General features: G+C 67.8%; 25 protein-coding genes. 21 read left to right on the top strand and 4 right to left on the bottom strand.

What is annotated here, in order from left to right:
- Positions 1-73: 73 nt before the first annotated feature.
- From FOB47_RS19070 to FOB47_RS19045, 6 genes are all read left to right on the top strand, one after another.
- Positions 74-1,270 (top strand): CaiB/BaiF CoA transferase family protein, encoded by a 1,197-nt coding sequence (locus FOB47_RS19070; protein ID WP_174781834.1) that lies wholly within the window; start codon positions 74-76, stop codon positions 1,268-1,270.
- Complete coding sequence (locus tag FOB47_RS19065) at positions 1,267-2,259, top strand: hydroxymethylglutaryl-CoA lyase (protein WP_053822071.1); 993 nt, start codon at positions 1,267-1,269, stop codon at positions 2,257-2,259. Before FOB47_RS19070 ends, FOB47_RS19065 begins: the two co-directional genes overlap by 4 nt.
- 160 nt (positions 2,260-2,419) lie before the next feature.
- Positions 2,420-3,403, top strand: coding sequence for a Bug family tripartite tricarboxylate transporter substrate binding protein (locus tag FOB47_RS19060; protein ID WP_053823130.1), 984 nt, complete (start codon positions 2,420-2,422; stop codon positions 3,401-3,403).
- Between the two features lie 168 nt (positions 3,404-3,571).
- On the top strand, positions 3,572-4,618 hold the full coding sequence (locus FOB47_RS19055) for an ABC transporter substrate-binding protein (protein WP_174781833.1): 1,047 nt from the start codon (positions 3,572-3,574) through the stop codon (positions 4,616-4,618).
- A gap of 244 nt (positions 4,619-4,862) precedes the next feature.
- Positions 4,863-5,675 (top strand): ABC transporter ATP-binding protein, encoded by an 813-nt coding sequence (locus FOB47_RS19050; protein WP_174781832.1) that lies wholly within the window; start codon positions 4,863-4,865, stop codon positions 5,673-5,675.
- A gap of 81 nt (positions 5,676-5,756) precedes the next feature.
- Positions 5,757-6,548, top strand: a complete 792-nt coding sequence (locus FOB47_RS19045; RefSeq protein WP_053822069.1) for an ABC transporter permease — start codon at positions 5,757-5,759, stop codon at positions 6,546-6,548.
- Between the two features lie 91 nt (positions 6,549-6,639).
- Here FOB47_RS19045 and FOB47_RS19040 read toward each other — a convergent pair whose 3' ends face one another.
- Both FOB47_RS19040 and FOB47_RS26300 read right to left on the bottom strand, forming a co-directional pair.
- Complete coding sequence (locus FOB47_RS19040; protein ID WP_174781831.1) at positions 6,640-7,614, bottom strand: NADPH:quinone oxidoreductase family protein; 975 nt, start codon at positions 7,612-7,614, stop codon at positions 6,640-6,642.
- Between the two features lie 65 nt (positions 7,615-7,679).
- Positions 7,680-7,808, bottom strand: a complete 129-nt coding sequence (locus FOB47_RS26300) for a hypothetical protein (protein ID WP_260731348.1) — start codon at positions 7,806-7,808, stop codon at positions 7,680-7,682.
- Here FOB47_RS26300 and surE point away from each other — a divergent pair.
- The 5 genes from surE to FOB47_RS19015 are packed head-to-tail and all read left to right on the top strand — an operon-like array spanning position 7,807 to position 12,409.
- Positions 7,807-8,559, top strand: coding sequence for a 5'/3'-nucleotidase SurE (gene surE, locus FOB47_RS19035; protein ID WP_053822067.1), 753 nt, complete (start codon positions 7,807-7,809; stop codon positions 8,557-8,559). The two genes, FOB47_RS26300 and surE, sit on opposite strands and share 2 nt — an antisense overlap.
- A gap of 45 nt (positions 8,560-8,604) precedes the next feature.
- On the top strand, positions 8,605-9,531 hold the full coding sequence (locus tag FOB47_RS19030) for a protein-L-isoaspartate(D-aspartate) O-methyltransferase (protein WP_174781830.1): 927 nt from the start codon (positions 8,605-8,607) through the stop codon (positions 9,529-9,531).
- Between the two features lie 8 nt (positions 9,532-9,539).
- Positions 9,540-10,397: a peptidoglycan DD-metalloendopeptidase family protein gene (locus FOB47_RS19025; protein WP_053822066.1), complete on the top strand. Its 858-nt coding sequence runs from the start codon at positions 9,540-9,542 to the stop codon at positions 10,395-10,397.
- A 6-nt stretch (positions 10,398-10,403) separates the two neighbouring features.
- Positions 10,404-11,570, top strand: a complete 1,167-nt coding sequence (gene rpoS, locus FOB47_RS19020; RefSeq protein ID WP_053822065.1) for an RNA polymerase sigma factor RpoS — start codon at positions 10,404-10,406, stop codon at positions 11,568-11,570.
- Positions 11,567-12,409 (top strand): 3'-5' exonuclease, encoded by an 843-nt coding sequence (locus FOB47_RS19015; RefSeq protein WP_151023340.1) that lies wholly within the window; start codon positions 11,567-11,569, stop codon positions 12,407-12,409. Before rpoS ends, FOB47_RS19015 begins: the two co-directional genes overlap by 4 nt.
- A 42-nt stretch (positions 12,410-12,451) precedes the next feature.
- On the opposite strand, the gene FOB47_RS19010 is transcribed toward FOB47_RS19015, so the two are convergent.
- Entirely contained in the window at positions 12,452-13,312 is an 861-nt protein-coding gene (locus FOB47_RS19010; protein WP_174781829.1) for an endonuclease/exonuclease/phosphatase family protein, read from the bottom strand.
- A gap of 40 nt (positions 13,313-13,352) precedes the next feature.
- Between FOB47_RS19010 and rlmD the strand changes: the two genes are divergently transcribed.
- On the top strand, positions 13,353-14,894 hold the full coding sequence (gene rlmD / locus FOB47_RS19005; RefSeq protein ID WP_390884850.1) for a 23S rRNA (uracil(1939)-C(5))-methyltransferase RlmD: 1,542 nt from the start codon (positions 13,353-13,355) through the stop codon (positions 14,892-14,894).
- Positions 14,895-14,973: 79 nt separating this feature from the next.
- On the opposite strand, the gene FOB47_RS19000 is transcribed toward rlmD, so the two are convergent.
- The gene (locus FOB47_RS19000) at positions 14,974-15,678 is read right to left on the bottom strand and encodes a Bax inhibitor-1/YccA family protein (RefSeq protein WP_006577118.1); all 705 of its coding nucleotides are present in this window, start codon (positions 15,676-15,678) and stop codon (positions 14,974-14,976) included.
- A gap of 336 nt (positions 15,679-16,014) precedes the next feature.
- Here FOB47_RS19000 and ndk point away from each other — a divergent pair, with 336 nt between their 5' ends.
- The 9 genes from ndk (at position 16,015) to der (ending at position 25,909) form a co-directional block, all read left to right on the top strand.
- Positions 16,015-16,440: a nucleoside-diphosphate kinase gene (gene ndk, locus FOB47_RS18995; RefSeq protein ID WP_053822063.1), complete on the top strand. Its 426-nt coding sequence runs from the start codon at positions 16,015-16,017 to the stop codon at positions 16,438-16,440.
- Positions 16,441-16,493: 53 nt separating this feature from the next.
- Entirely contained in the window at positions 16,494-17,642 is a 1,149-nt protein-coding gene (gene rlmN / locus FOB47_RS18990) for a dual-specificity RNA methyltransferase RlmN (protein WP_174781828.1), read from the top strand.
- Positions 17,639-18,517: a tetratricopeptide repeat protein gene (locus FOB47_RS18985; RefSeq protein ID WP_053822062.1), complete on the top strand. Its 879-nt coding sequence runs from the start codon at positions 17,639-17,641 to the stop codon at positions 18,515-18,517. Before rlmN ends, FOB47_RS18985 begins: the two co-directional genes overlap by 4 nt.
- On the top strand, positions 18,510-19,523 hold the full coding sequence (locus FOB47_RS18980) for a RodZ domain-containing protein (protein WP_174781827.1): 1,014 nt from the start codon (positions 18,510-18,512) through the stop codon (positions 19,521-19,523). The genes FOB47_RS18985 and FOB47_RS18980 overlap by 8 nt, the downstream gene beginning before the upstream one ends.
- A gap of 64 nt (positions 19,524-19,587) precedes the next feature.
- Positions 19,588-20,874: a flavodoxin-dependent (E)-4-hydroxy-3-methylbut-2-enyl-diphosphate synthase gene (gene ispG, locus FOB47_RS18975; RefSeq protein WP_244959336.1), complete on the top strand. Its 1,287-nt coding sequence runs from the start codon at positions 19,588-19,590 to the stop codon at positions 20,872-20,874.
- A gap of 46 nt (positions 20,875-20,920) precedes the next feature.
- Complete coding sequence (gene hisS, locus FOB47_RS18970; protein WP_174781825.1) at positions 20,921-22,312, top strand: histidine--tRNA ligase; 1,392 nt, start codon at positions 20,921-20,923, stop codon at positions 22,310-22,312.
- Positions 22,313-22,376: 64 nt separating this feature from the next.
- Positions 22,377-23,009: a YfgM family protein gene (locus tag FOB47_RS18965; RefSeq protein ID WP_006577123.1), complete on the top strand. Its 633-nt coding sequence runs from the start codon at positions 22,377-22,379 to the stop codon at positions 23,007-23,009.
- A gap of 110 nt (positions 23,010-23,119) precedes the next feature.
- Positions 23,120-24,292, top strand: coding sequence for an outer membrane protein assembly factor BamB (gene bamB, locus FOB47_RS18960; RefSeq protein WP_053822058.1), 1,173 nt, complete (start codon positions 23,120-23,122; stop codon positions 24,290-24,292).
- Positions 24,293-24,565: 273 nt separating this feature from the next.
- Positions 24,566-25,909, top strand: a complete 1,344-nt coding sequence (der, locus tag FOB47_RS18955; protein WP_053822057.1) for a ribosome biogenesis GTPase Der — start codon at positions 24,566-24,568, stop codon at positions 25,907-25,909.
- Positions 25,910-25,995 lie beyond the last annotated feature (86 nt).

Raw genomic sequence — 25,995 nt, 5'->3', positions numbered from 1 at the left:
ATTCGATCGCAGGGCCCTCTCGCCGTGCTCCTCGCGATCGCCAGACACACATCGATCCCCGGAGACAATCCGCATGCCGCGACAGATTCTGGATGGCATCCGCGTGCTCGAACTCGGGCAGCTGATCGCCGGCCCCTTCGCCGCCAAGACGCTGGCCGATTTCGGCGCCCACGTGATCAAGGTCGAGCCGCCCGGACAGGGCGATCCGCTGCGCAAATGGCGCATGCTGTATCAGGACACCTCGGTCTGGTGGGAGGCGCAGTCGCGCAACAAGGAATCGATCTGCATCGACCTGCGCAGCCCCGACGGGCAGGCGCTGGTGCGCAAGCTGGCCGCCGAGGCCGACGTGCTGATCGAGAACTTCCGCCCCGGCACGATGGAAAAGTGGGGCCTCGGCTGGGACGTGCTGCACGCCGCCAATCCGAAGCTGATCATGCTGCGCGTATCCGGCTACGGCCAGACCGGCCCGAAGCGCGACGAACCCGGCTTTGCCGCCGTCGCGGAGGCGATGAGCGGGCTGCGCCATCTGACCGGCGAGCCGGGCCGGCCGCCGGTGCGCGCAGGGCTGTCGCTGGGCGACACCATCGCCGGCCTGCATGGCGCGCTGGGCGTGCTGCTGGCGCTGTACGAGCGCGATGCGCGCGGCGGCACCGGCCAGGTCATCGACGTGGCGCTGTACGAGGCGCTGTTCAATCTGAGCGAGAGCCTGCTGCCCGAGTATTCGGCGTTCGGCGCGGTGCGCCAGCCGGCCGGCGGCGCGCTGCCCGGCATTGCGCCGTCGAACGCCTATCCGTGCGCCAGCGGCGAATATGTGCTGGTCGCCGCCAACGGCGATGCGATCTTCAAGCGGCTGATGCAGGCGATCGGCCGGTCCGACCTGGCCGACGATCCAGCGCTGGCGCGCAACGACGGCCGCGTGGCGCGGGTCGACGAACTCGATGCCGCGATCGCGGCGTGGACGCGCACGCAGGACATCGACAGCGCGCTGGCCGTGCTGCGCGAGGCCCAGGTGCCGTCCGGCCGCATCTACACGGTCAAGGACATCGCCGAGGACCCGCACTACCGCGCGCGCGGCGTGATCGAGCAGGTCACCGCCGCCAGCGGCCTGACGGTCGAGGTGCCGGGCATCGTGCCCAAGCTGTCCGGCAGCCCCGGCGCGATCCATGATCGCGCGCCGACGCTCGGCGAGCATACCGACGCGGTGCTGGTGCAGGCGGGCTTCGATGCCGCGACGATCGCCGACCTGCGCGCACGCGGGGTGGTGGCATGAACGCGACCGCTTCGAACACGCATTCGACGACCCGCTTCCCGCTGCGCGGCCCGGCCCGCATCGAGATCAACGAGGTCGCGCCGCGCGACGGCCTGCAGATCGAACCGGTGGTGGTGCCGACCGATGCCAAGGTCGCGCTGCTGGAGGCGCTGTCGGACTGCGGCTTCGCCCGCATCGAGGCGACCTCGTTCACCTCCGCCAGGGCGATTCCGGCGCTGGCCGACGCCGAGGCGGTGATGCACCGGATGCGCCGCGCCGACGGCGTGCGCTACACCGTGCTGGTGCCGAATCTGCGCGGACTCGAGCGCGCGCTGTCGTGCGGGCCGGATGAGGTCAATCTGGTGATGTCGGCCAGCGAGACGCACAACCGCGCCAATCTGCGGATGACGCGCGCGCAATCGCAGGCGCAGCTGCTGGCGATGATCGAGGCCGCGCGCGCCGCCGGCGTGCCGGTCAATGTCTCGCTGTCGACGGTATTCGGCTGCCCGTTCGAGGGCGAGGTCGCGATCGACGCGGTGATGGCGCTGGCACGCAGCTTCGCGCTGGCCGGCGCCGACGGCATCACGCTGTGCGATACCACCGGCATGGCCTATCCGAACCAGGTGCGCGCGGTCTGCGAGACCTTCCAGCGCGAACTGCCGGCCACCGGCCTGACCATCCATCTGCACAACACGCGCGGCATGGGGCTGGCCAATGCGCTGGCCGCCTGGGAGACCGGCGTGTCGCGCTTCGACGCGGCCGCCGGCGGGCTCGGCGGCTGCCCCTATGCGCCCGGTGCCAGCGGCAACGTCGCGACCGAGGAGCTCGTGCATATGTTCGCGTCGATGGGCGTGGACACCGGCGTCGATCTGCAGCGCCTGCTCGGCATCATCGGCGAGCTGCCGACCGTGGTCGAGCGCGAGGTCTGCAGCCAGCTGCTGCGCGCCGGTCCGCGGCTGCGGACGCACCAGCCGCCGGCCTGGCTGGCCGAGCATTTCGCGGGACAGTGAGGGCAGGCGGCCTATCCCCCAAGAACAACAGCAATCAGCAAGCACGCGGATGAAGGTCCGCAACCCCAACCCAAAAACAACATCGATTCCTGGAGGAGACAGCATGTCGATCCGTTCGTCCCAACCGTTCCATTCCGCCAGCCCGGTCGCTGACTCGGCCATGCCGGGCCGCCGTCGTCTGCTCGCCGCGGCCGTTTGCGCCGCCGCGGCGTGCCTGAGCGCCGGCGCGCACGCGCAGGACGGCGCCTACCCGAACCGCGCCGTCACGCTGATCGTGTCGGCGGCGCCGGGCGGCACCACCGATCTGGCCGCCCGCATGATTTCCGAGCCGCTGGCCAAGGCGCTCGGCCAGCCGGTGGTCGTCGAGAACCGCCCCGGCGGCGCCGGCGGCATCGCCGCGCAACTGGTGGCGCGCGCCAAGCCCGACGGCTACACGCTGCTGGTGCAGTACTCGGGCTTTCACGTGATCACGCCGCTGCTGATGAAGGGCCTGTCGTGGGACCCGGTCAAGGACTTCGCGCCGGTCGCCAATCTGCTGTCGGCGCCGCAGGTGCTGGTGGTGCGCCCGAGCCTGCCGGTCAAGTCGCTGTCCGAACTGGTGGCCTACGCCAAGGCCAATCCGAACAAGCTGAACTACGCGTCGTCGGGCAACGGCTCGCTGCAGCATGTGTCCACCGAGCTGCTGAACCAGATGGCCGGCATCCGCATCACGCACGTGCCGTACAAGGGCACCGGTCCCGCGATGACCGACCTGCTCGGCGGCTCGGTCGACCTGACCATCACCACGCCGCCGCCGCTGATTCCGCATATCCAGGCCGGCAAGCTGCGCCCGCTGGTGGTCACCAGCAAGAACCGGCTGCCCAGCCTGAAGGACGTGCCGTCCGCGCCCGAGGCCGGCTACGCCGATCTGGACGTGTCGTCGTGGTTCGCGATGTACGCGCCGGCCGGCACGCCCAAGCCGGTGATCGACAAGCTGACCGGCGAGATCGACAAGATCATGAAGACCGAGGCCTTCCGCAAGAAGGCCGAGGAGCTGGGCGCCGAGGCGAAGTACATGAACCCGTCGCAGCTGGGGCAGTACCAGCGCGCCGAGCTGACGCGCTGGGGCAAGGTCATCCAGTCGGCCAATATCCAGGCCGAGTAAGCCCGGGCGGCGGGTCATCGCGTCGTTCCCGCGCAAGCGGGAATCCGGCGTCTTTCGCGGCCGCCGGGTCCCCCGCTAGGTAGTGTTCCCGATTGGGCCGCCCCGCGCCGCTCGGATAGCATCGCACGAAGCCGCGCGGCGGCGGAACACAAAAAGCAGGAGACACAGATGTACAACCGGAAATTCTGGAAACAGGTGCTGATCGCGCTGGTGCTGTTCCTGGCCGGCTGGTTCACCTTCGGCGGCTTCGCGCATGCGCAGGGCAAGCCGGAGAAGACCAAGGTCACGATCGCGGTCGGCGGCAAGAACCTGTTCTACTACCTGCCGCTGACGATCGCCGAGCGCCAGGGCTACTTCAAGGACGAAGGGCTCGACGTCGAGATCGTCGACTTCGCCGGCGGCGCCAAGGCGCTGCAGGCGGTGGTCGGCGGCAGCGCCGACGTGGTTTCCGGCGCCTACGAGCACACCATCAATCTGCAGGCCAAGGGCCAGGACTACCGCGAGTTCGTGCTGCAGGGCCGCGCGCCGCAGATCGTGCTGGTGACCTCGAACAAGACCATGCCGGACTTCAAGTCGGTGGCGGACCTGAAGGGCAAGAAGATCGGCGTCACGGCGCCCGGATCGTCGACCAACATGATGGCCAACTTCGTGCTGGCCAAGGCCGGCCTCAAGCCTTCGGACGTGTCGTTCATCGGCGTGGGCGCCAGCAACGGCGCGGTCGCGGCGATGCGCTCGGGCCAGATCGACGCGATGGCGAACCTGGACCCGGTGATCTCGATGCTGACGCAGAAGAACGAGGTCCGCGTGGTGGCCGATACCCGCACGCTGAAGGACACGCAGGCGGTGTTCGGCGGCAACATGCCGTCGGGCTGCCTCTATGCGTCGGCCTCGTTCATCGAGCAGAACCCGAACACCACGCAGGCGCTGACCAATGCGATGGTGCGCGCGCTGAAGTGGCTGCAGAAGGCGGGCCCGTCGGACATCGTCAAGACGGTGCCCGAGAGCTATCTGCTGGGCGACCGCGCGCTGTATCTGTCGGCGTGGGAGAAGGTCAAGGAAGCGATCTCGCCGGACGGCATGATGCCGGCCGACGGTCCGCGTACCGCGCTGGCGACGCTGCAGCAGTTCGATCCGGCACTCAAGGGCAAGGCGATCAAGCTGGACCAGACCTTCACCAACAGCTTCGTGCAGAAGGCCAACGCCAAGTACAAGTAAGCCGCGCCGCGGCGCACCGTCGTCCCCGCGAAGGCGGGGACCCGGCGGCTTCCAGAGGCGCCTGGATTCCCGCGCACGCGGGAGTGACCTGAGGATCGGCGGCACGTCCCCGGCGGGCTGCCGTTCTGCCGGCTTCCGGTTGTATCAGACAAGGGCCGCGCGCCCTGGATGCGCCATGGAGGTGCCACCGAACACCACGCCGCCGCCGGCCCGGCCGATGCGCGGCGCACGCACAGCGACACGCATGACCACTCCGGCCCTTTCCCTCGACAACGTCACCTGTACCTTCATCTCGCGCGAGGACCGCAACCAGCGCTACACCGCCGTCCAGGACGTCTCGCTGGCGATCGCGCCCGGCGAATTCGTCTCGGTGGTCGGGCCTACCGGCTGCGGCAAGTCGACGCTGCTCAATGTCGGCGCCGGCCTGCTGGCGCCGTCGTCCGGCCAGGTGCGCGTATTCGGCGAGCCGCTGGCCGGCATCAATGCGCGCGCCGGCTACATGTTCCAGACCGAGGCGCTGATGCCCTGGCGCAGCGCGCTCGACAACGTGATCGCGGGTCTCGAATTCCGCGGCGTGCCGCGCGCGCAGGCCGTGGCGGAAGGCCAGGAGTGGCTGCGCCGCGTGGGCCTGGGCGGCTTCGGCGACCGCTATCCGCACCAGCTGTCGGGCGGCATGCGCAAGCGCGTCGCGCTGGCGCAGACGCTGGTGCTCGACCCCGACATCATCCTGATGGACGAGCCGTTCTCCGCGCTGGACGTGCAGACCCGCCAGCTGATGGAAAACGAGGTGCTGGAACTGTGGGCCGCCAAGCGCAAGGCGGTGCTGTTCATCACGCACGATCTGGACGAGGCGATCGCGATGAGCGACCGCGTGGTGGTGCTGTCGGCGGGACCGGCGACGCATCCGATCGGCGAATTCGACATCGACCTGCCGCGTCCGCGCGACGTGGCGGAGATCCGCAACCATCGGCGCTTCGTCGAACTGCACGCGGCGATCTGGGACGTGCTGCGCGAGGAAGTGCTCAAGGGCTATGCGCAGCAGCGCAAGGTCGCCTGAAGCGGCGGCCATCGACACCGACACGGATACCGGCACCGACACCGATACGTCGATCCCGCAACTGACAAGAAAAAACGATCCATGGCATTCCGTACCGATTCCCGCAGCATGCTGCGCGTCTGGCAACTGCTCGTCCTCGTGGTCATCCTCGGCGCCTGGCACCTGGCCACGCGCTCCCAGCAGGTGGCGTTCTTCTTCGGCGAGCCGTGGCTGGTGGCGCAGCGCGTCTGGAGCTGGTTCTTCGTCGAGCGCGACATCTACCTGCATCTGGGCGTCACGCTGCTCGAAACGGTGCTGGCGTTCGGCATCGGCACCGTCGCGGGCCTGGGCGTCGGCCTGTGGCTGGCGCTGAGCCCGGTGGCCTCGGCCATCCTCGATCCGTACATCAAGGCGATGAACTCGATGCCGCGCGTGATTCTGGCGCCGATCTTCGCGGTGTGGTTCGGCCTCGGCATCTGGTCCAAGGTCGCGCTGGCGGTGACGCTGGTGTTCTTCATCGTCTTCTTCAACGTCTACCAGGGCGTCAAGGAGGTCAGCCCCGTGGTGCTGGCCAATGCGCGCATGCTGGGCGCCAACCGGCAGCAGCTGCTGCGCCATGTCTATCTGCCGAGCGCGACCAGCTGGGTGTTCTCGTCGCTGCATACCTCGGTGGGCCTGGCCTTCGTCGGCGCGGTGGTGGGGGAGTACCTGGGCTCCGCACGCGGGGTCGGCTATCTGATCCTGCAGGCGGAAGGGACCTTCGACATCAACACGGTGTTCGCCGGCATCGTGGTGCTGACGGCGTTCGCGCTGGTGCTGGACTGGATGGTGGGGCTGGTGGAGCGGCGGCTGATGAAGTGGCAGCCGAAGAGCGGGGAGACGGAGAAGCTGTAGGACGAGGTGGATGACGGTAGACGGACAGTAAGCGACGGGTCTTCTCCCTCTCCCGCTTGCGGGAGAGGGGTGGGGAGAGGGAAGTCCCGCCTTACGGCACGATCACGATCTTGCCGGTGACCTTGCGCGCTTCCATGTCCTTGAGCGCCTGCGCGGCCTGCTCCAGCGGATAGCGCGCCGAGATGTGCGGGCGGATCTTGCCTTCCTTCATCCAGCCCAGCATCTGCGCCATGTTGGCCTGGTTGGCGCGCGGCTCGCGGCGCGTGAATTCGCCCCAGAACACGCCGACCAGCGATGCTCCCTTCAGCAGCGCCAGGTTCAGCGGCATCTTCGGAATCTCGCCGTTGGCGAAGCCGACCACCAGATAGCGGCCGCGCCAGCCGATCGAACGGAATGCGGGTTCCGCATAGATGCCGCCGACCGGGTCATAGATGACGTCGGGACCCTTGCCATCGGTCAGCGCCTTGATGCGCTCGCGCAGGTCCTCGGTGCTGTAGTTGATCAGCGCGTCGGCGCCATGTTCCTTGCAGACGGCGAGCTTCTCGTCGGTCGACGCGGCGGCGATCACCCGCGCGCCGATCGCCTTGCCGATCTCGATCGCGGCCAGGCCCACGCCGCCGGCCGCGCCCAGCACCAGCATGGTCTCGCCGGCCTTCAGTTCGCCGCGATCGACCACCGCGTGGTGCGAGGTGCCATAGGTCAGCGTGAAGGCGGCGGCGGTCTCGAAATCGATGCCCGGCGGCATCGGCACGACCGCGGCGGCGGGCGCCTTGGCCTGCGTCGCGAACGCGCCGTTGCCCAGATAGGCGATCACCTTGTCGCCGGGTTTGACGTGGCTGACGCCGTCGCCGACCGAGTTGACGATGCCGGCCAGCTCGGAGCCCGGGGAAAAGGGCAGCTGCGGCTTGGCCTGGTACTTGTTCTGGATGATCAGCACGTCGGGGAAATTGACGCCGGCAGCTTTCACGTCGATCACGACTTCGCCGGGACCGGCGACCAGGTCGGGCAGGGTTTCGAGCGCCAGCGAATCGGGCGGGCCCCAGGCTTTGCACAGTACGGCTTTCATCGTGTCTCCATTCAGTCTTGATGTCTTGATGCCTCGATCTGAACCGCGCGGCCACGCGGCCCGGGCTAGTGTAGCGCAGAAATAGTACGATCGTTCAGTTCGGCGGCCGGGGCGGCGATGCGGTGCAAATCGCCCGTTGCGGCAGCACCGGCGCGCGACGCCATCGCAATCGCCTCGGGTACAATCGCGGCCATGCACATCCTTCTCGCCAACGACGACGGTTACCTCGCGCCGGGACTTGCCATGCTGCATGCCGCGCTGGCGCCGCTGGGCCGTATCACCGTGATCGCTCCCGAGCAGAATCATAGCGGCGCATCGAATTCGCTGACGCTGCAACGGCCGCTGACGGTGTTCGAGGCCAGAGAGGGCGTGCAGAAGGGATTTCGCTTCGTCAATGGCACGCCGACCGACTGCGTGCATATCGCGCTGACCGGCCTGCTCGACGAAAAGCCGGACCTGGTGGTGTCGGGCATCAACCAGGGCCAGAACATGGGCGAGGACGTGCTGTACTCCGGCACCGTCGCCGCCGCGATCGAAGGCTTTCTGCTCGGCATCCCGTCGATCGCCTTCTCGCAGGTCGACAAGGGTTGGGAACATCTGGATGCCGCGGCCCGCATCGCGCGCGGCATCGTCGAGCGCGCGATCGCGACGCCCCCGCGCGAACCGTTCCTGCTCAACGTCAATATCCCCAATCTGCCGTACGAACATATCCGCGGGCTGCGCGCCACGCGGCTGGGCAAGCGCCATCCTTCGCAGCCGGTGATCTCACAGGTCAATCCGCGCGGCGAGACCAACTACTGGATCGGTCCGGCCGGCGACGCGCTCGATGCCAGCGAAGGCACCGATTTCCACGCGACCGCGGAAGGCTTCGTTTCGCTGACGCCGCTGCAGCTGGATCTGACCCACCGCGCCCAGCTCGATACGCTGCGGCAATGGCTTGCATGAGGCCAGCCGCGTGCCGGCCGCCGGGACCATGGGCGCGTTGAGGCCATGAGTTCGAGCCCGCGCCGCCCGAAGTTTCCGCTGACGCTCGACTCCGTGGTCGAGCGCAAGCCCGCGCCCGCGCGGACCGCGGGTCTGCCGGCGATGGCGGGCAAGCGTGCCGCCACGCCGGCCCCGGCGCCGACGCCGGCGCGCCGCGTGCCTCCCGCCGCCGCGCCGGTGCCCGCGCCCGCGCCGCCGGGCAGCGCGGTGCAGGCCCGCACCATTGCGGCAAGCGTGGGCGGCGGCGGCATGGCCTCGGATCGCGCGCGCGCCGCGCTGGCCGCGAAGCTGCGCAGCGGCGGCATCCGCGACGAGCGCGTGCTGCAGGCGATTGCCACCGTGCCGCGCCATCTGTTCCTCGAGCCGGGGCTGGCCTCGCAGGCCTACGAGGATGCGGCGCTGCCGATCGGCCATCAGCAGACCATCTCCAAGCCGTCGGTGGTGGCCCGCATGATCGAATTGCTGCGCCATGGGCTCGCGCCCGCGCAGCCGCTCGAGCGCGTGCTGGAGATCGGCACCGGCTGCGGCTATCAGGCCGCCGTGCTGAGCCTGGTTGCACGCGATGTGTTTTCGATCGAGCGGATCCGGCCGCTGCACGAACAGGCCAAGGCCAATTTGCGTGCGCTGCGCCTGCCCAATCTGCGCCTGCACTATGGCGACGGCATGCTGGGGCTGCCGCAGGCCGCGCCGTTCTCCGCGATCATCCTTGCCGCGGCCGGCATGGAAGTGCCGGAGGCGCTGCTGGAACAGCTGGAGGTCGGCGGCAGGCTGATCGCGCCGGTCGCGGTCGCGTCGGCCGGCACCGACGGCCACAAGCAGGGGCAGGCCGTCTCGCAGCAATTGCTGCTGATCGAACGCCGGAGCCGGCATCGCTTTCACCGCACCGCGCTTGAAGCCGTTTTCTTTGTGCCATTAAAATCGGGCACCACCTGAGTCGAACTATGCACAACACCGTGACTTCGCAACGTCTTATCCGCGCGGGCCAGCTCGCCACCGCCTCGCTGCTGGCAGCCCTGCTGGCCGCCTGCGCTTCCTCGCCGATGCCCGCGCCCGTGATCGACCGCACCGCCGGCGGCACCGGGACCACGATCGCACCGGTCGAGCCCGCGCCCCCCGGGTACTATCGGGTCAAGCGCGGCGATACGCTGTATCGCATCGCCCTCGAGAACGGCCAGTCGTATCGCGATGTCGCGGCCTGGAACAATATCGTCAACGCCAATCAGATCGAGGTCGGCCAACTGCTGCGGATCGTGCCGCCGGGCGCGGACGTCAATGCGGCGACGGGCGTCGCGACCATGCCGGTGGCGCCGGCCGCGGTCCAGGGCCAGCCGCTCGAACAGGCCGGGCTGCCGCCGACCACGCCGGGCGCGACTGCGCCCTCTGCCGCGTCGGCGCCCGCTGCCGCAGCGCCGGCCCCTGGCGCTGCCGCGGACGGCACGATCCAGTTGGCATGGCCCGCGCGCGGTTCGCTGCTCGGACGCTTCGACGAGAAGGGCAACAAAGGCATCGATATCAGCGGTCAGCGCGGCGACGCGGTGCTCGCCGCGGACGACGGTCGGGTGATTCACGTAGGCCCCTTGCGCGGCTACGGGAATCTTGTCATCATCAAACACAACGAGACTTTTCTTACTGCCTACGGCCACAACGACAAGGTCGTCGTGACCGAACAGGCAACGGTCCGCCGGGGTCAGAAAATTGCAGAGATGGGCAACACCGATGCCGATCGCGTGAAACTGCATTTCGAGGTTCGCAGGAACGGGAAACCGGTCGATCCGATGCGGTATTTGCCGCCACAGTGAGGGTTCATGCCACGCCAGAAAACAGTCTCCTCCGGAACCGCCAGCCGCACCCGTCGCGCCAAGCAACCGGAAACACGTTCTGGTGTGGCACATCGTGACGGGCAAGCCGATGGCTACGATCACGATCTGGCGGCCGAGCTGATTCCCCTGACCGACGAACCGATCGCGCCCGGTGCGGGCACCGTCGGTTTGCGCGAGGCCGACCTGATGGCCGACGACGGCGACGCGGTCGCGCGCGACGATGACGAAGGCGAGCGCGAGAGCGACGAGGAAGAGGGCGCGACCGAAGCGGTCGCCACCGAGCAGGACGAATTCCGCAGCGCCCTGCATACCGAACTCGCTGCCGATACCGTTCAGCACTATCTGAACCGCATCAGCATCAAGCCGCTGCTATCGGCTCCCGAAGAACTCCATTTCTCGACGCTGGCCAAGGACGGCGATTTCTCCGCGCGTCAGGTCATGATCGAGCGCAACCTGCGCCTGGTGGTCAGCATCGCGAAGGGCTATCTGAATCGCGGCGTGCCGCTGCTCGATCTGATCGAGGAGGGCAACCTCGGTCTGATGCATGCGATCGAGAAGTTCGATCCGTCGCGCGGCTTCCGCTTCTCGACCTATGCCACCTGGTGGATCCGCCAGAGCATCGAGCGCGCGATCATGAACCAGGCGCGTACCGTTCGGCTGCCGGTGCACGTGATCCGCGAGCTCAATCAGGTGCTGCGCGCCAAGCGGCATCTGGAGAAGGGCGGCACCGACGGACGCGATGCCAGTCTCGAGGACATCGCGCATCTGCTCGGCAAGACCCCCGACGAAGTGCAGGACGTCCTCGCACTGAACGAACACACGACCTCGCTCGATACGCCGTTCGATCTCGATCCGGGTTCGAGCCTGCTCGACTTCCTGTCGGACGAACACAATGCCGCGCCGGACCAGGAGGTCGCACACCGCGAGCTCGAGAATCTGATGAAGCTGTGGCTGGCGCGCCTGTCCGAGAAGCACCGCTATGTCGTCGAGCGCCGGTTCGGCCTGAACCATATCGAGCCGGCCACGCTGGAAGAGCTGGCCGAGGAGATGGGGCTGACGCGCGAGCGCGTGCGCCAGATCCAGCAGGAAGCGCTGGTCAAGCTCAAGCGGCATTTCGCTTCGCAAGGGGTGCGCAAGGACGCGGTTCTATGACGCCTGTGCTGGTATTCGACATCGAGACGGTTCCCGATGTCGCCGGCCTGCGCCGTCTGCACGACCATCCGCCCGGCCTGTCCGATGCCGAGGTCGCGGAACTGGCCTTCGCCGCCCGCCGCGAAAAGACCGGCAGCGATTTTCTTCCCCTGCATCTGCAACGCGTGGTCGCCATATCGTGCGTGCTGCGCCGCACGCAACGCGACGGGACCGCGCTGTTCCACGTCGGCTCGCTCGGCAGCGAGGACGACGGCGAAGCGACGCTGATCCAGCGCTTCTACGAACTGATCGCACGCTACAGTCCGCAACTGGTGTCATGGAACGGCGGCGGCTTCGATCTGCCGGTTCTGCACTATCGCGGACTGATCCACGGCGTCAGTGCGCCCCGCTATTGGGAAATGGGCGAGGGCCGCGACGACGACAGCCGCGACTTCAAGTGGAACAACTACATCAGCCGCTACCACATGCGGCATCTGGATCTGATGGATCTGCTGGCGATGTACCAGCCGCGTGCGAGCGCGCCGCTGGACGACCTCGCCAGGCTGTGCGGCTTTCCCGGCAAGATGGGCATGGACGGCAGCAAGGTGTGGGAGGCATTTCAGCAGGGGCAGATCGGTGCGATCCGCGCCTATTGCGAGACGGATGTCGTCAACACCTATCTGATGTACTGCCGCTTCCAGATGATGCGCGGCGGGCTGACGCCGCGCGAGTTCGATGCCGAAGTCGAACTGGTCCAGGAATCGCTGGCGGAACTGCCCGGCCCGCAATGGATGGAATATCTGCGGGCCTTCCAGCTGCAGCCGGCGAGCCGCGTGGCGGACGACGAACCGATCGACTGAACGGTCTGGCGCTTCCGCTGCCCCTGACGTTTCCCTTTTCCCTCAATCGAAGTCGCGCAGAGTCAGGTGCACCGGCTGATGGTCCGATGCCTGTGTACTGCCGTCGACCTCGCATCGGGTCGCCCGTTCCAGCAGATCCTCGGTGACCAGCACGAAGTCGCAGGCGAATGGCGGCTCCTTCCATTGCACCCTGTCATGGAGCGCGCAGGTCGGCGCATGGGGCTGGCCTGGATGCAGATGCAGCCAGGCATCGCGCCACGCCGGCGTGCCGTCGTCGAACGATGCAGTCAGCCTCCGGTAGGCCGTGTCGTCCGGTTTGCTGTTGAAATCGCCGCAGAGGATGGCGCTGCGCGGACGCGGCTCGGGCGTGAACGGGCCGAAGCGCTGTTCCGCCGGCCCTGGCCGTGCCGCGTGCTGGCAAGCCTCGACGTGCCAGGCGCGCAACGCTTCGGCCTGTGCGTCGCGTTGCAGCGCCGAGTAGTACTCCAGATGCGTGCAAATGACGCGCAGCCGCTCCCCGCCTGCGATCACCGTTGCTTCCAGCGCGACGCGCGGCATCGACGCGACCGTCGGATCGGCCGGCCACGGCAGCGCATGGCGGAATACTTCGCAAACCGGCAGGCGCGTCGCGATCAGATTGCCGAACTGGCGCGGCATGCCATCGGGCCCGAAGCGGTCGACGCCCGGCGCGAACAGCAGGTGGAAGCCGGGCAGCAGGGCCGCCAGTTCGGCGACCTGGTCCGCGCCCGGACCGCCCGGCATCTCGCCGAAGCCGCGCGTCACTTCCTGCAGGCACAGCACGTCGAAATCGGCCAGCGCGCGCAGCGTCGCCACCGTGCGGGCGAGGTCGACCTGGCCGTCGCAGCCGCGCCCCCATTGAATGTTCCAGCTGATCAGTTCCATCGCTTGCCTCTGCCGGGCGGCGGCCGCATGGCCCGTTCGGATCGCGGCGACTGGTCTACAATCGCGCTTTCGCAAAACAATACGTCAGGTCCCGCTGGTGTCTCAAGCCGTGTCTTCCCCGCAATCCGCCCCTGAGCCGGTGCAACAGCCGGCTGCCTCGCCCGCTCCTGTCCGCAAGCGTGGCGGCGCCGCCGCATCGGCTGCCCCATCGGCTGCCGCATCGGCCACCGGTACCGAGGCTCAGGCCCATCCGACCGTGAAGATCGACAGCCTCGACATGGAGGCGCGCGGCGTCGGACGGCTGGTGAACGAGGACGGCACGCCCGGCAAGGTGATCTTCGTCGAGGGCGCGCTGCCCGGCGAGACGGTGGCCTACCAGAGCTATCGCCGCAAGCCGAGCTTCGAGCAGGCGCATCTGGTCGAGGTCCGCGCTTCGTCGGTGATGCGGGTGCAGCCGGGCTGCGTCAATTTCGGCATCTGCGGCGGCTGTTCGATGCAGCACCTGGATGCGCGCGCCCAATTGGCGATCAAGCAGCGCGTGCTCGAGGACAACCTGTGGCATCTGGGCAAGGTGCGGCCCGAGATGGTCTTCCGGCCGATCGCCGGGCCCGACTGGGGCTATCGCTACCGCGCCCGGCTGACGGTGCGCCACGTGGCGAAGAAGGGCGGGGTGCTGGTCGGCTTTCACGAGCGCAAGAGCAGCTATGTCGCCGACATGAAGTCGTGCGAGGTGCTGCCGCCGCATGTGTCGGCGATGCTGGTGCCGCTGCGCGAGCTGGTGGCCGGATTGTCGATTCGCGACCGCATGCCGCAGATCGAACTGGCGGTCGGCCAGGACGTCACCGCGCTGGTGCTGCGGATCCTGGAGCCGCTGAACGATGCCGATCGCGATCTGCTGCGCGCCTTCGCCGACCGCCACAACGTTCAGTTCTGGCTGCAGCCCAAGGGCCCGGACACGGTGGTGCCGTTCTATCCGCTCGACCGCGAACTGGCCTATACGTTGCCGGAATTCGGCATTCGCATGCCGTTCAAGCCGACCGATTTCACCCAGGTCAACCATCAGATCAACCGCGTGCTGATCAAGCGCGCCCTGCGTCTGCTCGATGCCCAGCCGGGCGACCGGCTGCTGGACCTGTTCTGCGGCATCGGCAACTTCACGCTGCCGCTGGCGACGCAGGGGCGCGAGGTGATGGGGATCGAGGGCAGCGAGGCGCTGACCGCGCGGGCGCTGGCCAATGCCGACTACAACGGCCTCGCCCACAAGGTTGCTTTCGCCTGCCGCAACCTGTTCGAGGTCACCGCCGAGGACATGGCAGCGCTCGGGCGGTTTGACCGCTGGCTGGTCGACCCGCCGCGCGAAGGCGCGCTGGCCGTCAGCAAGGCGCTGGCCGAACTGGCGCAGGCCGGCAGCGACGTGCTGCCCGACCGTATCGTCTATGTGTCATGCAATCCGGCCACGCTGGCACGTGATGCCGGCCTGCTGGTGCACGAAGCGGGCTATCGGCTGCGCGGCGCGGGCGTGGTCAACATGTTCCCGCATACCTCGCACGTCGAATCGATCGCGGTGTTCGAGCGCGCCTAGTCGGCGAACGCCAAGGGACGTGGGGAAAAAAGAAAGGGCCGGCATTGCCGGCCCTTTGTCATCGCGGTGAAGCGATCGCTTATTCGCGGCTGCCGCCGAAGATGCCCAGCAGCGCCAGCAGGTTGACGAAGACGTTGTAGATGTCCAGATAGATCGCCAGCGTCGCCGTAATGTAGTTGGTCTCGCCGCCGTTCACCACGCGCTGCACGTCATACAGCATGTAGGCCGAGAAGATGCCGATCGCGATCACCGAGACGGTGATCATCAGCGAGGGCAGCTGCAGCCAGATGTTGGCGACGCTGGCCAGGATCAGCAGGATCACGCCGACGAACAGGAACTTGCCCAGGCCGGAAAAATCGCGCTTGCTGACCGTGGCGATGGTCGCCATCGCGGCAAAGACTGCCGCGGTGCCGCCGAACGCATACATGATCAGCGCGGGCCCGTTCGAGAACTGCAGCACCGAGCCGATCAGCCGCGACAGCATCAGGCCCATGAAGAAGGTGAAGGCCAGCAGCAGCACGACCCCCATGGCGCTGTTCTTGGTCTTTTCGATCGCGAAGAAGAAGCCGAAGGCGATCGCGAGGAACAGGATCAGCGACAGGCCCGGGCTGGCGGCCATGAAGCTGAAGCCGGTGGCCACGCCGATCCACGCGCCGAGCACGGTCGGCACCAGCGACAGGGCCAGCAGCCAGTAGGTATTGCGCAGGACCCGATTGCGGACGGTGACGGCTCCCGCCGTCGCGCCGGCATTGCCGAACCCATAGGTATTCAGCTTGTCGTTCATGATGACTCCTCATTCAAAGGGCGGTGCCGGAAGCGCCGGCGGACACCTTGCCAATGTGGCATCGTCCTTGCACGATTGCAAGTGCAGAGTGATTCAGAAAGCACTAAAAATCGCGAAACCGTCGAGGAACGGATGAGGCGCTTACGTTGCCTTGGATCGATGGGAGGCGCCGGTGTTCCCGTCCCTTTGTCCCATATCGCGGCAATGGTGCGCCGCGATAATGTAGGGGATGCAGCCCCTTTCGTTTCGCCGCCGCCCGCTCTCGAAACGATTGGGGTCTCGTGCTAGAATCTCGTGTTTCCCAATTTGGTAACCCCTTCATTTTTCGGAGTTTTTATGGCAATCGAACGCACCCTGTCGATCATCAAGCCGGATGCCGTGGCCAAGAACGTCATCGGCCAGATCTACGCCCGTTTCGAGGCCGCCGGCCTGAAGATCGTGGCCGCCAAGATGGCGCATCTGTCGCGCGGCGAAGCCGAGCAGTTCTACGCGGTCCACAAGGAGCGTCCGTTCTTCAAGGATCTGGTCGACTTCATGGTGTCGGGCCCGGTGATGATCCAGGTCCTCGAAGGCGAGAACGCGATCGCGAAGAACCGTGAGCTGATGGGCGCCACCGACCCGAAGAAGGCCGAGAAGGGCACGATCCGCGCCGATTTCGCCGACAGCATCGACGCCAATGCCGTGCATGGCTCGGACGCCCCGGAAACCGCGGCCGTCGAAGTGGCGTTCTTCTTCCCCGGCATGAACGTTTACTCGCGCTGATTGTCTGGCCTGAACCCGGACACTAGACTGCTACCCGAAGCCCCGCTGCCGTCATGAACGCTCTCGTCAACCTGCTCGATCTGGATGCGGACGGGCTCGCCACGTACTGCGGCGAGCTCGGCGAGAAGCCGTTTCGCGCCCGCCAGCTGCAGCGCTGGATCCACCAGTTCGGCGCCAGCCGGTTCGACGAGATGTCGGACCTGGCCAAGTCGCTGCGCCAGAAGCTGGCCACGCGCGCCGAGATCCGCGCGCCGTCCGCGATCACCGACCACGTGTCGGCGGACGGCACGCGCAAGTGGCTGCTCGACGTGGGCAACGGCAATGCGGTCGAAACGGTCTATATCCCCGAGGAAACGCGCGGCACGCTGTGCGTTTCCTCGCAGGCCGGCTGTGCCGTCAATTGCCGCTTCTGTTCGACCGGCAAGCAGGGCTTTTCGCGCAATCTGACCACCGGCGAGATCATCGGCCAGCTGTGGATGGCCGAATTCGCGATGCGCGCCCAGCTGGGGCGCGGCCCGAAGGACGATCGCGTGATCTCCAACGTGGTGATGATGGGCATGGGCGAGCCGCTGCTGAACTACGACCAGGTCGTGCCGGCGATGCGGTTGATGCTCGACGACAACGCCTACGGGCTGTCACGCCGCCGTGTCACGCTGTCGACGTCCGGCGTGGTGCCGATGATGGACCGTCTCGCCAGGGACCTGCCTGTCGCGCTCGCCGTGTCGCTGCACGCATCGAACGATGCCTTGCGCGACGGGCTGGTGCCGCTGAACCGCAAGTACCCGCTGGCCGAGCTGATGGCGGCGTGCCGCCGCTATCTGGAGTTAGCCCCGCGCGACTTCATCACCTTCGAATACTGCATGCTGGACGGCGTCAACGACGGCGTCGAGCATGCCCGGGAATTGTTGAAGCTGGTGGCCGACGTGCCATGCAAGTTCAACCTGATCCCGTTCAATCCCTTCCCCGAATCGGGACTCAAGCGCTCGAACAACGAGCAGATCCGGCGCTTCGCCCAGGTGCTGATCGACGCCGGCATCGTCACGACGATCCGCAAGACGCGCGGCGACGATATCGACGCCGCCTGCGGCCAGCTCGCCGCCGAGGGGCGCGTGCAGGATCGCACCCGGCTTGCCGAGCGGGGCCGCTTCGGCAAGATTCCGCCGGTGGTAGCGGCGCCGGGCGGGGAGGCGCGATCTGCATGAGGCGTCTGCCTGCCGGTCTGCCCGCCGTGGTTCTGGCCGGGCTGGCGCTGCTGACCGCGTGCCAGTCGACCGGCACACCGGGTACGCAAGGCACGCCGGGACAGCAGGCGCCGCAGGCGCGGGACGCCGATCCTGCACCGGCCGATGCGCATCAACGCGCCGCGCTGCGGCTGCAGCTGGCCTCGCGCTATCTTCAGGCCGGCCAGAGCGCGATCGCGCTCGATGAGGCCCGGCAGGCGATCGCGCTCGATCCGGACCTGACCGACGCCTATCACGTCCAGGCGCTGGCGCAGATGGCGCTGCGGCGGCCCGCCGAGGCCGAGCAGAGCTTTCGTGCCGCGCTGTCGCGCCGCCAGGACGACGGCGACTTGTTGAACAACTATGGTTGGCTGCTGTGCGACCAGGGGCGCTATGCCGAAGGGCTGGCCCAGCTGCAGCGCGCGGTGACCGTGCCCTCGACCGGCGGCACAGCCAGGATGCTGACCAGCCTTGGCGCCTGCCAGTTGCGTCAGGGCGATCTGGCGGCGGCGCACCGCAGCCTGACCGCGGCCCTCGCGCAGCCGGGCCCGATGGCGGGCGCCTATTCGAGCGATGCCGGGAGCGATGCCGGGAGCGATGCCGCGACCCATGCCGCCGCGCACACCCAGCTCGGGCTGCTGTATTGGAAGCAGGGCGATCTGCCGCGCGCCCGTGCGGAGGCGGCGCAGGTCAATGCGGGACGCTACGCCAGTCCGGCCTCGCTGTGGCTGGGCGCCCGCATCGCGCACCGCGAGGGAGACGCGGCCGCGCAGCAGGCATTGCTGACGCAATTACATAAGCGCTTCCCGGACTCGCGGGAGTCGAGCGCATACCAACAAGGAGCATGGGATGAATGAGCACGAGCGCGCCGAGGGCCAGGCCGTCTCGACCAATGCGAGCGGCAGCGCCAACGCGGTCGCACAGGAGATCGGCGCGAGCCTGGCGAAGGCGCGCGCGGCCCAGGGGCTGTCGATACACGACGTCGGTGCGCGGCTGAAGGTGCCGGCACAGAAGGTCGATGCGATCGAGTCCGGCAATGTCGACGCCTTGCCCGATCTGACGTTCGCCAAGGGGCTGATGCGCGCCTACGCGCGTCTGCTGCAGGTCGATATCGACGGGCTGCTGGCCCGGTTCCATGCCCAGGCCGCGCCACCGGCGCCCGAGGTGGCGATTCGCCGCCAGGGCAGCCTGAACGCGAGCTTCGACGATCGACGGCGCTTCCGCGGCAGTGGCGCTTCGACCTCGGGTACCGGCGGGCGCTGGGTCTGGCTCGCGCTGGTCGCGGCCGTGGTCTGTGCCGGCGCGCTGTTCGGCGTCGACCATGTCAAGCAATGGCTCGATGCACGCGAGCAGCAGTTCACGCAGTCGGCCACGGATACCGCGGTCGAGGCCGAATCGGGCACCGTGACCGCGGTGCTGCCGCATGTGATGGGCGGCGCCGCGAGCGAGGCACCGGGCGCGGCGGCCGGCACGGAAGGCGCCACCGGCACCGGTGCCGCCAATGCGTCCGCCACGCTGGCGACGCCGCTGGCCCCGGTGACCGCTGCGTCGGCCACCGCGAACGAATCGGCCGCCACGGCGGCATCGGCAGCGGCGGCGCCCGCCGCTGCCGCCACGCCGGCCGCCGGCGAGCTGCAGCTGCGCTTCAGCGCGCCGACCTGGTATGAGGTCCGCGACGCCAGCGGCAAGGTCGTGCTGGGCGGCACCGCCAAGGCCGGCGACGAGGTTGCCGGCGGCGGCACGGCGCCGTACAAGGTCGTGATCGGCAACGTCAAGGGCGTCGCGGCAATGACCCGCAACGGCGAGCCGGTCGATCTGCAGGCCGCCAACCGCAACAACGTGGCGCGCCTGACGCTGCCCTGATTGATCCGTCGGTCCGGGATCGTTCCCGTTCGTCGACCACACGCCAATGCAACGAGGTAACCCCATGAACGCACAGGCCTGTCTGCCCGTACTGCCCGGATCGCTGCCGCGCCGCCGCACTCGGCAGGCGCGCGTGGTCTGGGGCGACAACGTGGTGACGATCGGCGGCGACGCGCCGGTGCGCGTGCAGTCGATGACCAATACCGACACCGTCGATGCGGTGGGCACCGCGATCCAGATCAAGGAGCTGGCGCGCGCCGGCTCGGAAATCGTGCGCATCACGGTCAATACGCCGGAAGCCGCTGCCGCCGTGCCGGCGATCCGCGACCAGCTCGACCGCATGGGCGTCGACGTGCCGCTGGTCGGCGACTTCCACTACAACGGCCACAAGCTGCTGCAGGACCATCCGGCCTGCGCGCAGGCGCTGTCGAAGTACCGCATCAATCCGGGCAATGTCGGCCAGGGCGCCAAGCGCGACACGCAGTTCGCGCAGATGATCGAGATGGCCTGCCGGCATGGCAAGCCGGTGCGCATCGGCGTCAACTGGGGCAGCCTGGATCAGGATCTGCTGGCGCGCATCATGGACGAGAACGGCCGGCGCGCCGAACCGTGGCCCGCGCAGAGCGTGATGATCGAGGCGCTGATCACGTCGGCGATCGAGTCCGCGCACCGGGCCGAGGAAATCGGCCTGCCGGGCGACCAGATCATCCTGTCGTGCAAGGTGTCGCAGGTGCAGGAGCTGATCGCGGTCTACCGCGAGCTCGCGCGCCGCTGCGAGTATCCGCTGCATCTGGGATTGACCGAGGCCGGCATGGGCAGCAAGGGCATCGTCGCGTCGACCGCGGCGCTGGCGGTGCTGCTGCAGGAAGGCATCGGCGACACGATCCGCATCTCGCTGACCCCGGAGCCCGGCGCCTCGCGCGACAAGGAGGTCCATGTCGCGCAGGAAATCCTGCAGACGATGGGCCTGCGCAATTTCACGCCGATGGTGATCGCATGCCCGGGCTGCGGGCGCACCACCAGCACGGTGTTCCAGGAACTGGCGGCCAGCATCCAGTCTTACCTGCGTGAGCAGATGCCGGTATGGAAGACCGAGTATCCCGGCGTCGAGCAGATGGATGTGGCGGTGATGGGCTGCATCGTCAACGGGCCGGGCGAGAGCAAGCACGCCAATATCGGCATCTCGCTGCCGGGCTCCGGCGAGTCGCCGGCGGCGCCGGTGTTCGTCGACGGCGTCAAGGTGAAGACGCTGCGCGGCGAGCGGATTGCCGAGGAATTCCAGGCGATGGTCGACGAATACGTGCGGACGCACTACGGCAAGGGGAACGCGGCCGCCGATATTGGCCAATGATCGGCCAGTGATCGGTCACGCCGCCCCCAGCAACAGAATGACAACCATGAACGCATCCGAGAATCCGGCGCCGGCCAACGGCGGCGCCCAGAACCAGGGCAAGGCCCGCGCGCTGCAAGGCGTCAAGGGCATGAACGACATGCTGCCCGCCGACGCCCCGTTGTGGGAGCAGTTCGACCAGGCGGCCCGCGCGATGCTGCGCGCCTACGGCTACCAGCAGATCCGCACGCCGATCGTCGAGCCGACCCAGCTGTTCGTGCGCGGCATCGGCGAGGTCACCGACATCGTCGAGAAGGAAATGTATTCCTTCACCGATTCGCTGAACGGCGAGCAGCTGACGCTGCGTCCCGAAGGCACGGCAGCGGTGGTGCGCGCGACCATCGAGCACAACCTGCTGTACGACGGCCCCAAGCGCCTGTGGTACACCGGCCCGATGTTCCGTCACGAGCGTCCGCAGCGCGGCCGCTATCGCCAGTTCCATCAGCTCGGCGCCGAGGCGCTCGGCTTTGCCGGCCCCGATGTCGACGCCGAGATCATCCTGATGTGCCAGCGGCTGTGGGACGACCTCGGCCTGACCGGTGTGCGGCTGGAGATCAATTCGCTGGGCCAGGCCGACGAGCGCGCCGCCCATCGCCAGGAACTGATCCAGTATCTGGAAGGCTTCCAGGACATTCTCGACGAAGACGGCAAGCGCCGCCTGTACACCAACCCGCTGCGCGTGCTGGACACGAAGAACCCGGCCCTGCAGGAGATGGCGGCGAACGCGCCGAAGCTGATCGACTTCCTCGGCGAGGCCTCGCTGGCCCACTTCGAGGGCGTGCAGCGTCTGCTGAAGGCGAACAATATTCCGTTCACGATCAATCCGCGGCTGGTGCGCGGGCTGGACTACTACAACCTGACCGTGTTCGAGTGGATCACCGACAAGCTCGGCGCGCAGGGCACCATCGCCGGCGGCGGCCGCTACGATCCGCTGATCGCGCAGATGGGCGGCAAGCCGGCGCCGGCCTGCGGCTGGGCGATGGGGATCGAGCGGGTCATCGAGCTGATGCGCGAGGAAGGGCTGGCGCGCCAGGCCGACGCCTGCGACGTCTATGTCGTGCACCAGGGCGAGGCCGCCGCGCAGCAGGCCATGATCGCAGCGGAGCGCATGCGCGACGCCGGCTTCGACGTGGTGGTCCATGCCACCGCGGACGGCAGGAGCGGCAGTTTCAAGTCGCAGATGAAGCGGGCCGACGCGAGCGGGGCGTCGCATGCCGTTATCATTGGCGAGGACGAACTGGCCGCCGGCGTGGTGCAGGTCAAGGCGCTGCGCGCCGCCGACGGCCAGACCGAGAACAACGGCCAGCAGGCCACGGTGCCCGCCGAGGACCTGGTCGACTATCTGGTCGAATCGATGGTCGCCGGCATGGGCGGCGAGGCCGGCGAAGACCTTCAATGACGCAGGCGCGGCGCCGGACGCGCGCGCTTGCCTGACAACAAACCAACGCGGTTGAAACCACGAGATGGCTTACGATCTGGAAGAGCAGGAACAGCTTGAAAACATCAAGGCATGGTGGCGCCAGTACGGCAACTTCCTGACCTGGCTGCTGATTGCCTGCCTGCTGGCCTTCGCGGCCTGGAACGGCTGGAACTGGTGGCAGCGCAAGCAGGCCGGCGAGGCCGCGGTGCTGTACGAGCAGGTGCTGAAGGCCGCCGAGGCGCGCGATGTCGAGCGCACCAAGCGCGCGGCCGGCGACCTCGAGGACAAGTACGGCAAGACCGCCTACGGGCAGATGACCGCGCTGGTCGCCGCCAAGGTGTTGTACGAGGCCGGCGATCTGGCCGGTGCCAAGAGCCAGCTGCAATGGGCTGTCGATCATGGTGATGGCGAGTACCAGCACCTGGCGCGCGTCCGGCTGGCCGGCGTGCTGCTCGACGAGAAGGCCTACGACCAGGGACTGGCGCTGCTGAAGAACGAGCCGCCGAGCCCGTTCGTCGCGCTGTATGCGGACCGCCGCGGCGATCTGCTGGCCGCGCAGGACAAGCGCGACGAGGCGCGCGCGGCCTACCGCCAGGCGCTCGACAAGCTCGGCGTCGACGAGGCCGGCATGCGCCAGATCATCCAGTTCAAGCTGGACGCCCTGGGTACGGCCTGAGCAGGGCAGCCGTGAACGATGCACCGGCCTGACCGCTGCATCGATCACGCTCGATTGCGTACAGAACGCTCCCCATTTCGCTTCCCACCTTTTTTCAGGAACGCAACCAGATGATGTCGATGCCCAACGGCGCTGCCCGGACCTCTCGCCCTGTTCGCTTGACCCAGGCGCTCGTCGTTGCCTGTGCCACCGCCCTGGCTGGCTGCTCGCTGTTCGGCAAGGCCGACAAGAATCCGCCGGCCCAGCTGCAACCGGTCACGCAGACGCTGACAGTCAAGGAAGCCTGGCGCGCCAGCGTCGGCAAGAGCGGCCCGTATTCGCTGCAGCCCGTCGCGGTCGGCGACAAGGTCTATGTGTCGTCGCACGGCGGCGACGTGATGGCGCTCGACGCGACCAGCGGCCGCACGCTGTGGAAGGTCGACACCGACGTGGACCTGACCACCGGTCCGGGCAGCGACGGCAACGTGACGGCGGTCGCGGGCGAGAAGGGCGTGGTGTTCGCCTTCGATGCCAGCGGCAAGCAGCTGTGGAAGAAGCAGATCAATGGCGAGATCCTGTCCTCGCCGCTGGTCGGCCATGACCTGGTGGTGGTGCGCACCACCGATACCCGCGTGCTCGGTCTCGATGCGCAGACCGGCGAGCGCCGCTGGATCTACCAGCGTGCGCAGACGCCGCTGAACCTGCGCGCCGCGATGGGCATGGTGTTCGCCGGCGACGGCATCGTGATGGGCTTCCCCGGCGGCAAGCTGGGCGTGCTGGCGCCGTCCAATGGCGTGCTGCGCTGGGAGAGCACCGTCTCGTATCCGAAGGGCGTGTCCGAGATCGAGCGGCTCAACGACGTGACGGGCCTGCCGATGATCAACGGCCGCCAGGTCTGTGCGACGACCTTCCAGGGCCGCATCGCCTGCCTGGAACTGAGCAACGGCCAGCCGCAATGGGGCAAGGACTTCTCGTCGCCGGTGGGCCCGGCCCAGGATGACGTGTCCTTGTTTGCCGCCAACGAGAATTCGGTGGTCTATGCCTTCGACCGCCAGAACGGCAACGAGCGCTGGCGCAACGAGCAGCTGCGCAACCGTCCGCTCGGCATGCCGCTGGCCCTGGGCCGCTCGGTGGTGTTCGGCGATTTCGAGGGCTACCTGCATTTCCTGTCGCGCGAAGATGGCAAGTTCGTCGCGCGCGTGCGCGCCGGCAGCAGCCCGATCACCGCGGCACCGGTGGTGGCCGGCCAGACCCTGGTGGTGCAGACCCGAGGGGGCGACGTCTACGGCTATATTCCGGAATGAAGCGCTGACCAGAACGCGGACGGCCGCCACGGCGGGCGTCCTGCCGGCGACCGCGCGCTCACCTGTCGGTGCGCGCGATCGCCGGAGCCGACAGCATGGCCGACCCGCCGCGATGGCGGTGTCGGCCACATGCGTCATGCGGGCCCTGGCCCGCGACTTGATTACACCCGACAGGATTGCCGGCCCGGCGCGTTGCGCCAGGCTGTCGGACCAACCTGATTCTTTGGAGGCATGCCCGGCGCACCGCGCCCGGCGTGGCCCTCCACGATTTGCATGAAACCAGTGATCGCACTCGTCGGCCGCCCCAATGTGGGCAAGTCGACGTTATTCAACCGCCTGACCCGCTCGCGCGACGCGCTGGTCGCGGACCTGCCGGGCCTGACCCGCGACCGCCACTATGGCGAGGGGCGCGGCGCCGACCGTCCGTATATCGTCATCGATACCGGCGGCTTCGAACCGGTGGCCAAGGAGGGCATCGTCGCCGAGATGGCCAAGCAGACCCGGCAGGCCGTGGTCGAGGCCGACGTCGTGATCTTCATCGTCGATGGCCGCCTGGGCCTGGCGCCGCAGGATCTGGTCATCGCCGACTATCTGCGCAAGACCGGCCGCCGCGTGATGCTGGCGGTCAACAAGGCCGAGGGCATGAAGTACACCGCGGTCGCGGCCGACTTCTACGAGCTCGGCATGGGCGATCCCTATGCGATTTCGGCCACTCACGGCGACGGCGTGCGCGAACTGATCGAGGAAGCGCTGGAGGCCGCGGTCGAGCAGCGTCCCGAGCTGGCCGAGCCCGAGGACCAGAACACGCGCGGCACCAAGATCGCGATCGTGGGCCGCCCCAACGTCGGCAAGTCGACGCTGGTCAATACGCTGATCGGCGAGGAGCGCGTGATCGCGTTCGACATGCCGGGCACCACGCGCGATGCGATCTATGTCGAGTTCGAGCGGGGCGGCAAGCCGTACACGCTGATCGACACGGCCGGTCTGCGCAAGCGGGGCAAGGTGTTCGAGGCGATCGAGAAATTCTCGGTGGTCAAGACGCTGCAGTCGATCGCCGATGCGAACGTGGTGGTGCTGCTGCTCGATGCCCAGCAGGACGTCTCCGAGCAGGACGCGCATATCGCCGGCTTCATCGTCGAGTCGGGACGGGCGCTGGTGGTCGGCGTCAACAAGTGGGACGGGCTGGACGGCCATACCCGCGACCGGATCAAGCACGATCTGCAGCGCAAGCTGCAGTTCCTCGATTTCGCCAACTTCCATTTCATCTCGGCGCGCGAGCGCACCGGCATCGGCCCGCTGCTGCGCTCGGTCGACGACGCGTACGCCGCGGCGATGCTCAAGATGCCGACGCCGAAGCTGACCCGCGTGCTGCACGACGCGGTGGCCTTCCAGCAGCCGCGCCGCGTCGGCGCGACTCGCCCGAAGATGCGCTACGCGCACCAGGGTGGTTCCAATCCGCCGATCATCGTCGTGCACGGCAACTCGCTGAACGCGGTGCCGGAAACCTATCGGCGTTTTCTGGAAGGGCGCTTCCGCGCGGCCTTCAATTTGAAGGGAACACCGCTTCGAATCGAATTTCGTACGAACAAAAACCCGTACGCGGACTCGAAGGATTGAGTCGGAAAAGGCGGTCAGATGGGGGCGCCGCAGCCCCGTCTGTGGCGCCGAAGTTTCGTTTGCGTTCGTTTGGAACTGCGGCTAAA

The organism is Cupriavidus gilardii (genome assembly GCF_013347325.1).
GTDB classification, from domain to species: domain Bacteria; phylum Pseudomonadota; class Gammaproteobacteria; order Burkholderiales; family Burkholderiaceae; genus Cupriavidus; species Cupriavidus gilardii.
The sequence above is the reverse complement of the archived record's forward strand: the minus strand, read 5'-3'. Positions and strand labels throughout refer to the sequence as shown.